Here is a 12,857-nt window from a genome sequence, read left to right as displayed (position 1 = left end):
CTTGATCTCCGTTTTAGTGGAACAAGGCGAACTTCACCACCCACAATGCAGCAATAATAACGACTGCAGGGCTGAGGTCTTTAAAGCGACCAGCAATTGCTTTGATTGCCACGTAGCTAATAAAGCCGAAAGCGATACCATCCGCAATTGAGAATGTGAATGGCATAGCCAGTGCCGTCATCACGGCAGGAGCAGATTCAGTTAAATCATCCCATTCAATCTCGGCCAAGCCACGGCTCATCAATACCGCAACATAGCAAAGCGCTGGCGCAGTTGCATACGCTGGAACCGATGCGGCCAATGGCGACAGGAATAAGGCCAGCAAGAACAAAATGGCAACAACAACGGCCGTCAAACCTGTGCGCCCACCAACAGCCGTCCCTGCAGCCGACTCTATGTAGGCAGTCGTTGAAGATGTACCCATAGCTGCGCCAGCAGTAATAGCAACTGAGTCCGCCAATAAGGCTTTTTTCAGGCGTGGCAATTTACCGTCTTTATCAAGCAAGCCTGCGCGATGTGAAACACCAACCAAAGTACCTGTGGTATCAAACAAATCAACAAAGAAGAATACAAAAATCACCCCCAATAAGGCGCCATTGAAAATGCCTGCAGGCGTCATCAATGCCGAGAAGTCCATTTGCATGAACGTAGGCGCTAGGGATGGGATTGGCGCAAAAACGCCCTTAAATTCTTGCAAGCCAAAAGCAATTGCTGCTACGGTCACGGCAAGCACACCAATAATAATTGAGCCAGGAATGCGACGATATTCAAGGCCAACAATCAGGAAGAAGCCCATGATGGCTAGCAATACTTTAGGATCAGCCAAATTGCCAAGCGTAACTAGAGTTGCCGGGTGGTCAACCACAACACCTGCGTTTTTCAGCGCAATAATCGCCAAAAACATCCCAACACCGGCAGAGATGGCCAATTTGAGCGAATGTGGAATAGCATTCACCAAGGCTTCACGAACCTTGAACAAGCTCACTAGCAAGAAAATAATGCCGGAAATAAATACCGCACCCAGTGCAGTTTGCCAACTCATCCCCATCCCTTTCACTACTGTAAAGGTGAAATAGGCATTCAGCCCCATGCCGGGCGCTAGAGCGATTGGGTAATTGGCAACCAAGCCCATAATTGCTGTGCCTAGCGCTGCAGCTAAACAAGTTGCCACAAAGACAGCATTAAAATCCATGCCGGTAATCGACAGGATGGCTGGGTTAACAAAGACAATGTAGGCCATGGTGAGGAAGGTGGTAGCACCTGCAATCACTTCAGTCTTTACATTTGTGCCATGCTCTTTGAGCTTAAAAAAAGCGTCCAGCATGTGAATACCTCATAGAGATCAAAGTTAAAAATATAATTAGCCAAGCCATACTGGCATTATCAGTACGGCTTGGCTTTCCGGCTTAGTTAGAAAAGCCAAACAAGGCAAATAAACCAATTGCAGCAAAAATCGCTGCGGCTACAAAACGCACCATGCGCAGTAAATGCATGCGACTAGAAATCCAATCACCCAAATAAACCGCGGGAACGTTGGCAATCATCATGCCAACTGTGGTGCCGATCACCACCTGCCACAAAGGCGAGTATTTCAACGCTAGAGCGATTGTTGCCACCTGGGTTTTATCACCCATCTCAGCCAAAAAGAACGCAACACAGGTCGCTAGAAATGCCCCATAGGGCTTCACAGCAGCCTCACCCTCTTCCATTTCATCAGGAATGATGGCCCATGCAGCTATCGCCAGAAAGCCCAAGCCGACCACCCAACGCAAAATATCAGGCGAGATTAAACCTGCCACCTGCTGCCCAACCCATGCGGCAGCAAAATGATTCAAGACAGTAGCTACAAAAATGCCCGCAACGATAGGAAGCGGGCGACGAAAGCGAGCAGCCAAGATCAGTGACAAAAGTTGGGTTTTATCTCCCATTTCAGCCACTGCAACGACGCCCGTAGAAACCATTAGTGCATCAAACATTCAAAACTCCAGGGTGGGCGACGACACGAAGCTAGCCAGCGGCCCACCCATGAGCACTAGACTAACTTCGGGTCTCTTCAAATGAGCAATGCTCACTTTCATACGCCATAAAGCGAATCATGCTTTAAGTTTGTTGACGTATGACCAACTCAACCGAGCCAATACCACGGCAGGCTGGAGAATACTCCCCCAAAGGAATCAAGCATTTTAATGCAGAGAGCGAGTAGCTTACAAGTAGGGGATTATCGCGACTGTGCGCAAAGTTGCAACTGCACCAATTTCATCACCCCATCACACCCAGCCTCAATCAGATTCAACACCTGCTCAAAGCCCTCAGCCCCACCGTAATAAGGGTCTGGCACATCAGATTGCCTATATTCGGGTGCGAAATCTAAAAATAGCTGCACTTTTGTCTGATACTCACTTGGGCAACTGCGCTTTAAAAAGCTCAAATGAGTGCTATCCATGGCTAAAATTAAATCAAATTCCACATAATCGCTGGCACACACCTCTCTAGCCCGCAAATTTGATAAGTCATACCCACGTTTTTTTGCGTGCTGCTGAGCCCGTCGATCTGGCGCCTCACCAACATGATAGTCCGTCGTTCCTGCTGAATCGACGCGCACCCTGCCTACTAGACCGGCTTGAGCGATTTTTTTGCGCAACACGCCATCCGCAGTCGGGCTACGACAAATATTCCCGGTACAGACCATCAAGATCGAAATTTTCTCCATAAACCTTCCAGTATATTGGCGTAAGCCAAATCAAATAAACTCAGCTCCACATCCACCGCAACCACATAAAACCGCACACCACGCTCTAATTAGATGACCTACTGCAAAATATACAGAGCAAGCTAGGCATTTTCGTCGTAGTCATGAACCATAGTCATGGCCTCTGCTTTAAGTTGTGCACATTTCGCGCACTGCCCTTGTAAACGTGTATTTTCTGCAACCAATCTACGCAGCTCAGTCGCAATTTCTTTGCGCAAATCCATCGCAGCTGCCGCACCAAATGTATACGACTCCAATTTAGTTGCCAACTCTATCGCTGTCATTTTCTACCCCGTTCGTAGTCACGGATTCACTCACCAAACCCCTATTAAAATCCATCAAATACAAACACATATAGATAAAAGTCAAACATACGACAGGCATCACGAATATTTATTTATACCCCCCCTAAAAACCAATTGCTGTCACACAAAGACAGGGCACAGACACCCCGGCAACAAATATACAGAGGGGAACTCAACAGGAATATGGCAGAGCCTTACTGATTGTCCTATGTTGATGAAGAACTAATTAAATTCTGCAGAGAGCATTACTCCAACCATGAAAAGGCAAGCCAACTCCATACAGAGCGTAGACAAAAGGCAAAAATTCTTTACCGCCTTTACTCGCAACTATGCGGGAATGCTGTACGTCTGTCGGCGTGACTTAAATTGGCGCTTCATATTTTGCAGCGAAGGCTGCCTAGCATTAACTGGGTACACTGCCAGCATTCTGCAACAAGATGTGGGATTACTAGATCTAATACACTCGGATGATAAAGACACACAGCAACTACTTCGATCGCAACGGCATGAAGTACACCAACGCAACGTGAGCGAGTTCCGCCTCACCAGGAGTGACGGCGCAACAATTTGGGTACAAGATCAGTCCTGGCCCATTATTTCTGACACAGGGGAAATTGAAGCCATTGAAGGTATTTTGACGGACATATCCAGTCATAAAGAACAAACCCAAAATCTTTTGCAAAGTCAGCAGCAACTCCAGGACTTGTATGACCACTCTCCTGACATGCTGCTATCAATCAACCCAAGAACAACGCACATCATCAATTGCAACCAAACTTTATTAAATACCCTAGGCTACTATAGCCACGAAGTCATTGGTAGATCTGCTCTTGAGATATATACCCAAGAAAGCGGCCAAAGAATCAAAACGGAACTACTACCCAAATTCACCCAAGAAGGCTGCCTTGAGGCGATTGAGTTACAGGTCAAAGCCAAAAACGGTCAGATCTTTGATGTATTACTCAGCAGTCGCGCTGCCCGTAATGCGGAAGGCCTCATTACGCACTCAATCTCTTCCTGGCGAAACATTACTCCTTATAAAGAGATACAACGGATTCAGGCTCAAAATCAGATTCGGTTTGAATTACTAATGGCCACCCTCCCTGTGCCATGCGCGATCAACACACCAGACTTGCAGATCAGTTTTGTCAACCGCGCATTCTCTGCCACCTTTGGTTATTCACTAGCTGAGATACCTGATTTACACCATTGGTGGACTCACGCTTACCCAGACGCAAGCTATCGCAACTGGATACAAGATCAATGGCTGCAAAGACTCGAAACCGCCAAAACCCAGCAAACACAGTTTGAACCATTAATTGCGCACATCCATTGCCAAAATGGTGAACTGAAAACAGTGTTAGCAAGCGCAACACCGCTAGAAAACAACTGGACTGGAGATCACCTAGTCACACTAATCGACTTAACCGAACAAGAGCAGCAGCAACAAGAACTCGTCATGCGAGAACAACGTTTCAAGGCACTTTTTGAAACAGCAAATCTTTCCATCTGGAACGAAGACATGTCGGGCCTACTGGACCGGCTCGACCAACTGCGAGCCGAAGGCATCGTAGACTTTCATCATCACCTAGAGCAGCACAATGAAGTACTTCAGGAGTGCATTCGCTTATTTAAAGTCACCGACCTCAACCCAGCAACCGAAGCCCTTTTTCAGGGAACAAAAGCTGAATTACTGAAGGATATTAGTGTTTTATTTGGCGACGGCGCAATTGATGTAATCAAAGACGAATTAATGCATTTTTGGGAAAAAAAAGAACACTTTAGCGCAGAAGTCAACTTGCGCACGCTAGGCAATCATCCTTTCCGCGCCATTATTTCTTTCCCTATTCCGAAAACGCATGAAGCAGCGAAAAATGTTCCCGTTTGCATCCAAGATTTAAGTCAAATTCAAGAAATGCAGAATGAACTAGCTTTTCGGGGTGAGGTACTCGAGAACATGCATCAAGGTGTACACCTAGTTCGCGCTAGTGACAGTATTATCGTCTACGCCAATCCAACCCTAGAAGACATGTTTGGTTACCCATCGAACAGCCTAATTGGCAAGCACGTCAGCGTACTCAACCCTCCTGCGAACACCTTACAGGAAGACATGGCGCAGGTTATTCTCAAAGAATTGGAACTTCACGCTCACTGGGAAGGCGAGTTACTCAACATCAAACTCAATGGGGAAACCTTTTGGACTCGAGCAGCCATTTCAGGCTTCAACCATAAAAATTACGGGCCGGTTTGGATCACCGTACAGCGCGACATTAGCGCCGAGCATCTTGCCAAACAACAGCGTGATTTCAGCAACACTCAACTACAGGCAATTGCGCACATTCAAGGCAACTTCATCGAAAACCAAGATGAAAAAGCCGCATTTGATATGGTGCTCGAGCAAATTTGCTTGGTGAGTCAGTGCCAATTTGGCTTCATCGCCGAAGTGTTACTTAATACCGATGGATCCCCCTATTTGCGCGCAAACGCATTGAGCAATATGGCCTGGAATCAGGGCGCTCATGAGACATATCAACAATATATTGAACACGGCATTGAATTTCACAACCTAGATAGTGTTTTTGGAATACCACTACGAACTTTAGAACCCTATATCTCGAACGAAGCGTCAACCAACTCGAACATTTACAAGACCCCGAATGGACACGCGCCAATTTTCAATTTCATGGCGATCCCTATTTTCCAGGGAAGTACATTAATCGCCGAGATTGGGATGGCCAATCGCAAGGAAGGCTTCAATCTTAAGCTAATCGATGAGCTCCAGCCATTTATGTTGACCTATTCTCAACTAGTCATGGCACTTCGTAGCAAACGCGAATCGAGACGAGCAAAAGAGGAGCTACATCAACGCGACCAGCTATGGAAAACGGCGATTGAAGGCGCCGGTCACGGCGTGTGGGATTGGGACTTAAAAGAAAACAAACTAAGTCTTACAGAGCGATGGGCTCAACTCCTTGCGATCGACCCGAAAACATTATCTAACAGCCCTGACGAGTGGCTTGAACGAGTTCACCCAGAAGACATTCAGCCACTACGCGCCCAGCTAAAATCACACCTAGACGGCCAAAGCCCTTCTTTTTCTGCCGAACACCGACTACGCAGTCAAGATAACAGCTACAAATGGGTTCTAACACGCGGAACAGTCGTTAGCAGAACCGAGGACGGCACTCCGAGCAGAATGATAGGCACCACAACCGACATTAGCCTTCGCAAAAATGCAGAGGAGGAATTGCTCGCCAATCGTGCACAACTCGCAGGCATGATTGATAGTGCAATGGATGCAATCATCACAACCGACAATCAATTCAACATCATTTTATTCAATCGCGCCGCTGAACAAATGTTTGGGTACCCCGCTTACAAAATGCTTGGTTGTCCAATTGAATCCCTCATCCCCTCGCGTTATGCAATTAGTCATCGCATTTTTATGCGCCAGTTTGGAGAAAAAGGGAATCAGACCCGAAAAATGAATGGCATAGCAGCACGCCAAGTTTGCGGGCAACGTGCTGACGGATCCGAATTCCCAATTGAAGTTGCCATTTCATTTTCAGAAAACTACGGATCACCCATTTACACCGCCATGGTAAGGGACATTACAGACCGCAAAGAATTTGAACAAAATTTAATTAACTTGACAGCAAATCTAGAAGAGCGCGTACAGCAACGCACTAAAGAGCTAGAAACGGCGCGCCTGCTTGCGGAAAGCGCCAACAGAGCCAAAAGTGCTTTCGTGGCAAATATGAGTCATGAAATTCGCACCCCACTTAATAGTGTACTTGGGATGGCCCACCTTGCCCTACAAACTGACTTAAATGAGAAGCAACGAGATTACCTAAGCAAAATTAGTAGCTCAGGTACCCACTTATTAGGATTAATCAATGACATACTCGACTTCTCTAAAATCGAGGCTGGAAAACTTGAAATCGAATCCGTTGAATTTTCGCTATCTTCATTATGTAATGAGCTAAAAGACTTGCTTGAGCCTAAGGCATTTGAAAAACACCTTAAATTTGAATTAATTATTGAGCCTGATGTCCCTAAATATAGTAAGGGTGATGCGCTAAGACTCAAACAAGTCTTAATAAACTTGCTGAGCAATGCCATTAAATTTACCGAGCAAGGCAAAATTCGATTGCACATTTCTACAATGCTGCCCCCTCCCACTTCGCCCCCCCGAATTTGCTTCACAGTAACCGATACTGGAATCGGAATATCACCAGGAGCACAAACACGTTTATTTCAATCTTTTCACCAAGCAGATAGCTCAACAACACGAAAATTTGGTGGAACCGGATTAGGACTAGCAATTAGCCGACAACTAATTGAGTTAATGGGGGGGGAATTAACACTCAAAAGCCAATCAGGGCTCGGTAGCGAATTTAGTTTTAGCCTCCCATTGCCATCAATCATCCAGCCATCATTAAATGAGAATGACCAGGATCGCCAGTCTATCGACTATCACAGCACCTTAAAGGGTAAACATATTCTACTAGCAGACGACCACCCGTTTAATCAGCAAGTTGGCGAAGATCTGCTCGCTGAAGTTGGAGCAACAGTTGTTTTAGCCAATGACGGAAGGGAAGCGGTTGAGCTAGCAAACTCGCAGCAATTTGATGCGATATTAATGGATGTTCAAATGCCCGAAATGGATGGCTTCACCGCAAGCAAGATACTTCGGAACAGCACCCAATTTGATCAAATCCCAATCATTGCCATGACCGCCAATGTATCGAATGAGGATCGGCAGTTGTGTCTTGCAGCAGGAATGAACGACTTTATTAGTAAACCTGTTATACCTGAAAAACTATATAAAACGCTTGCTTATTGGGTATCAGGGCACACAGAAAATGAAAGCAATGAGAATACGATCAAAACCCAAAACGACGTTTTAATCGATTACGACACTTTAATTGCGATGCTGGGGCCACAAATCGAGCGGCAAAAGAAATATTTTGCCAAGTTTGTCTCGGCCACCCATGAAGGCTTAGAAAAAATATCAAGCCTTTCCAATGAGGGAGGTATTCAGCAAATTGCTGCAGAATGCCATAGGCTCAAATCAATAGCTCGCACGGTTGGGGCCATAGAACTGGCAAACAGCCTCAATCAGCTAGAAAATGACTCCAGAGATAGCTCCTCGCCCTTTCTGAAGGAAAAAATCAAAGGGCTCAATGATATTTTTGAGCAAACCTGCCAGCACTTATTTGATCAGCAGTTAATTGAATCAAGCCCAGTAACGCTTAAATCATCGAGCACAATGCCACTTTTGGATCACAATCTGCGTATTATGCTTATTGATGATGACGAATTTACTCTAGATATTATCTCGCAACACTTAGCCGACCTTCAACTAACCCATGTGACAACCTGCCTAGACGGCAATGCGGCTCTTGCACAACTGGAGCAGCAGGAATTACCTGACTGGATTTTGTGCGATTTACAAATGCCAGATTTAGATGGGATTGCTTTTCTTCGCTTACTTGGCCAAAAGAACTATCGCGGGCAGGTTGCCATTTTATCCGGGATGGATAACACCGTCTTAAAAGCCACCGAGAAACTAGGCCAAGCCTTTATGCTCAATATTCACGGGGCTTTAAGCAAACCTGTCAAAAGAGAAGATTTAGCCCGTTTACTGAGTGAAGCAACGCTAGAAAACACGATAAAACCAATTGGTAAGCCAGCAGAAGACCACCTAGATGCCAACGAATTGCAGCGAGGATTGGCCCATGGCGCAGTCGAATTATTTTACCAACCGAAGGTTAGTACACTTGATCGGCGTGTTGTTGGTGCTGAGTGCTTAGCTCGCTGGCGACACCCCACCAGGGGCTTACTCGGACCAGGGCAATTTATTTCTGCGATCGAAACCTTGGGGTTGGTCGATGATTTGACCTTTAATGTATTAAGACAGGCCGTTAGGCAGATTAAATCCTGGCAAGAACAAGGTGAGCACATTAAATTATCAGTCAATGTATCAATGGATAATTTGCATCGACTAGAACTGCCGGAGCTTTTTAGTGCAGTTTTAGAAGAGAGTGGTGTCGCAGCACAATCAATTACACTAGAAATTACAGAAACGCAGCTTTCTCACGATTATGTATTGAGTTTGGACATTCTTACTCGACTGCGCATCAAAGGATTCGGCTTGTCTATTGATGATTTTGGAACAGGATTCTCTACGATGGAGCACCTACTGCAAACACCTTTCACTGAATTAAAAATCGATCAAGCTTTTGTCCGCGGAGCTAGCAATAATAAATCTGCACAAACGATTTTAGAACACAGCGTGATGCTGGGAAGCAAATTTAAACTAAATTTGGTCGCAGAGGGTGTTGAAACACAAGAGGATTGGGATTTAGTTGTATCAGTTGGTTGCCATGAAGTACAGGGCTATTTAGTTGCAAAGCCAATGCCAGCTGACGAATTTATAGCTTGGAAAAAACAGTGGGAATTTAATAAAAACTAACTTCAAAGAAGAGATTCAATTTATGCAAACTGATGACAAACCACTTGTACTGATCGTTGATGATGACTTGTTTATGCTAGATTTTTTACATGATGCTCTAGCTGAAAGCTGCCAAATCATTACAGCAGAATCGGGCAGTCTTGCATTAAGCCAGGCGCAGTCTCACCCGAAGCTCATCATTGCTGATATACAAATGCCTGAAATGAATGGTTTCGAGTTTTGTCGTCAAATTAAAGATGACTTCGATTTGTACGACATACCTATATTGTTTTTATCTGCCCTCGATACCATCGATGATCGATTACAAGCTTTTGAAGTAGGTGGGGAGGACTTTCTAGCCAAACCAATCAACCCCAAAATTCTTGAGGCCAAAGTCAAACGAATATTAGCCCTAATTGATGAGCGTCAGCAGTTAAAAAACCAGAGTCAATATGCAACAAATACAGCCATGCTAGCAATGACGAGCATGAGTGAAACGGGGTTATTACTCGAAGGGCTTAAGCGATTCAATTACTGCAAAACCCCACGGGAACTGGCAGATGCCGTTGTACAAGGGCAAGCTTTATTTGATGTAGATAGCGTCGTGGAGTTGTTGCTCCCAAACAATGCAAATCTTGTCATCGGAAAGCAAGGGCCGGCTACTGAGCTTGAATCCTCAGTTATTCAACACATGGCCTCAATGGATAGGATAACCCAGTTCAAAACACGCATGTCCATTAGCTACCCACATGTGAGAACACTGATCACCAACATGCCCACTGATGATCCAGAACGATGCGGTCGTCTGCGTGATCACTTAGCAATGCTAATTGAAGCAGCGGAAGTGCGTTTAGAAGCCATCAACACGTCAAATCAGTCACAGAATCGTGGCACCGCCATTGCTGAAACTATTAAGAATCTAACAACTACGATGGCTAATATCGATGACTTGCAACGCTCAGGACGCGCTTCTGCATCCATTATTTTAAGCAATGTGATGATGCGTGTAGAAGAAGCACTTGTTGGATTGCAACTGACAGAGCGACAAGAGTCCTCGTTAATGGCCATTATTCATGATGGTCTCGAAGATGTATCAGGGGCTTTATTAGCTGAAGCCCATTTTCAAGACCAACTGAGCAACGCGATTCATGACCTACAAAAAGCCATTGGGGACTAGCCAAATAATTAGCACAAATCCTTCATTACACCTTGGATGGCTCGATCTGTTATTGACCCCTCGAGAGCCAATCTAATAATGCGCCCTTCTTTAATGGCGCATTCCAGCTCTGGCTTCAAAAAAGCCATACCTTTGACTTCACGACTGGTAAATAAGAAACGCGTTTGTTGCGGACTTATCCACGACAAACGCAAACGACTAATGTGACCATACTCATCTAACCACTCCACCCACTCACCTTTGATCGGTAAAATCGAATCTGCATCTTTAGAGCTATCTTCAGAATAAGCAGGCACTGTTTCCTGAAAAGCTTCATCAGAACTAGTTTCCACTACCTGCTCTACCGCACTAATTGGGCGTGAAACCACTTTAATACCATTTCGAATGGCACTAGCATGGCATTGCACCAACTCGGAAAAAAATGCTTGAGCATGCTCTTTGCTTAGACCTGCAGCGGCCACCCCATCCTCGAGTGCTTTGAGCATAACAGGTAGCATATTGACCATTTTAAAACGATCATCAGCAGTAGCTTTAGGCTGAACGCTCCAAAGCAAATCATTCATGGCAGAAATGCGGCGAACATACTCCGGCTCGCATTCGCCAAGAGGCCCGTAAGCCACCTTTAACGCTGATAACCAATTCCCCGTCAGAAAGTCATGAATTACATCCGGTACAGATTCATATTGACTTAGATGCTGGGCAATTAACTGCTCTGATGTAACGTGCGAGAGTTCAGCTAGCTCGTGCGCTGCCAGTTGTTCCACCTCTTCCGCCAACTCTGCTGCGGCCAACTCTTCATAGCGCTGATTAAGTACCTGTAATTGATGTAGGGCTTCATCAAAAACACAGATGTCTTTTTCATATCTTTTTATTAATGAATTTACAATCTCGGCTGTGGCTTCATAGCGCGGCATCCCAACTTCAAACTGTTCATTATCCGTTGCGCTAAATGCCAGCTCATCCAGCAATAAACGAGCTGGGTGTTTTTTACTGGCAAAAAAATCAGCGTCCATCATGCCAACTTTGAGAACTGGAATTTGCAAACGTCCGATCAAGCTCTTCACGGAAGGTGATAGACGTGGATCCTCGAAAATATGCTCAAACAGCATAGCAACCAACTCGAGCGTCATTGCGTCGAGTTGAGGGAGCTGCTTAGCCCACCCTGTTTCTCGTAACAAGCCCAAAAGGTTTTGGGTAATTGTTTCACCACCATCAACAGCTGCAGCGGAAGGGGCCTTGCGTTGAAGCAGGTCCAAGAAAGCTAACCAGCTAGGTGCTTGACGCAAGGTTTCTAGCGCTTTCGTTTCTTGCTCTGTAATTTCGTGGTTTGCTAGTTGTGACAGATGATTTGCAAGCTGAGGAATTTCAGCCAACTTGGGTTTGACTTCGTGCTCTTTTGGCGAAATTTGCTGTTTAGCCCTTTGACTTCGTGGTAGCGGTTGAACATTTTGCGCGATAAGGTACTGATTAATTTGATGATAAACATTGGCAACCTGGCCGGACAGCTCCTTTTCAAACGCTTGCATTGCAATCATGCGTGCGTCGACCCCGGTTTCCAACTGTCGGCACGCCTGCAAAAATGCTTCACATATAGCTTCCGGAGACATCGGATTACTCGCTATCTGTCCATCATTTTCTGGCAACAAACGCGCCAAGCGCAGTTCTAACTGCGTGAGTTCATCACCTCCTTGAGTTTTAATGCTTTTGACAACCTTGTCTGCGGAAATGCTTTCCTCATATTCTTCATTTGCAACCAAGCTTAACTGATCAGGATCTGCACTGACGTAAAAGAATTTTTTCTCATTGTCTGCTGTTTTTTTTATCGCGCCTTTATCAAAAGCTTCATTCATAAAGCTTTGGAACTGCCGAGCCATAAGCTCGCGCTTATTATGCGTTTCTAAACGAGCGGCATAAAAGTCTTCTCTCTGCTTTCGATCAAAGCTTTTGTCGCCGAGTTCGAAGTAGGTATCTTCTAATTTTGAAAAGAAATGATCTAAAGAGTCAGTCAGCATTTTGACGGCCAAATCACGACACGCCGCCAACATAGGATCGGTTTTTATTGCCGTATTGCCCTTAGGTTGACTGCTTGGAAGTCCTTGCAACATGACCCTGCCCATCCATTTGGTACTATTTACATATATTAGCAAATAATAATACACAAAGCAGCAC

General features: G+C 45.3%; 7 protein-coding genes. 2 read left to right on the top strand and 5 right to left on the bottom strand.

The window, feature by feature from the left end:
• Positions 1-13: 13 nt before the first annotated feature.
• The 4 genes from NT239_00930 to NT239_00915 form a co-directional block, all read right to left on the bottom strand.
• Positions 14-1,324: an NCS2 family permease gene (locus NT239_00930; GenBank protein ID XGA71436.1), complete on the bottom strand. Its 1,311-nt coding sequence runs from the start codon at positions 1,322-1,324 to the stop codon at positions 14-16.
• Between the two features lie 82 nt (positions 1,325-1,406).
• Positions 1,407-1,976, bottom strand: a complete 570-nt coding sequence (locus tag NT239_00925; GenBank protein XGA71435.1) for a TMEM165/GDT1 family protein — start codon at positions 1,974-1,976, stop codon at positions 1,407-1,409.
• A gap of 242 nt (positions 1,977-2,218) precedes the next feature.
• The gene (locus NT239_00920) at positions 2,219-2,689 is read right to left on the bottom strand and encodes a low molecular weight phosphotyrosine protein phosphatase (protein XGA72836.1); all 471 of its coding nucleotides are present in this window, start codon (positions 2,687-2,689) and stop codon (positions 2,219-2,221) included.
• A 143-nt stretch (positions 2,690-2,832) separates the two neighbouring features.
• The gene (locus NT239_00915) at positions 2,833-3,033 is read right to left on the bottom strand and encodes a hypothetical protein (protein ID XGA71434.1); all 201 of its coding nucleotides are present in this window, start codon (positions 3,031-3,033) and stop codon (positions 2,833-2,835) included.
• A 277-nt stretch (positions 3,034-3,310) separates the two neighbouring features.
• Between NT239_00915 and NT239_00910 the strand changes: the two genes are divergently transcribed.
• The gene (locus NT239_00910; GenBank protein ID XGA71433.1) at positions 3,311-9,532 is read left to right on the top strand and encodes a PAS domain S-box protein; all 6,222 of its coding nucleotides are present in this window, start codon (positions 3,311-3,313) and stop codon (positions 9,530-9,532) included.
• A gap of 22 nt (positions 9,533-9,554) precedes the next feature.
• Positions 9,555-10,688: a response regulator gene (locus NT239_00905; GenBank protein XGA71432.1), complete on the top strand. Its 1,134-nt coding sequence runs from the start codon at positions 9,555-9,557 to the stop codon at positions 10,686-10,688.
• Between the two features lie 8 nt (positions 10,689-10,696).
• Here the strand turns inward: NT239_00905 and NT239_00900 are convergent, their stop codons facing one another.
• On the bottom strand, positions 10,697-12,793 hold the full coding sequence (locus tag NT239_00900) for a DUF1631 domain-containing protein (GenBank protein ID XGA71431.1): 2,097 nt from the start codon (positions 12,791-12,793) through the stop codon (positions 10,697-10,699).
• Between the last annotated feature and the right edge of the window lie 64 nt (positions 12,794-12,857).

Origin of the sequence: Chitinibacter sp. SCUT-21 (genome assembly GCA_041874755.1) — a bacterium.
In the GTDB taxonomy this organism is placed as follows: Bacteria; Pseudomonadota; Gammaproteobacteria; order Burkholderiales; family Chitinibacteraceae; genus Chitinibacter.
This window is presented reverse-complemented; position numbering and strand designations above follow the sequence as displayed.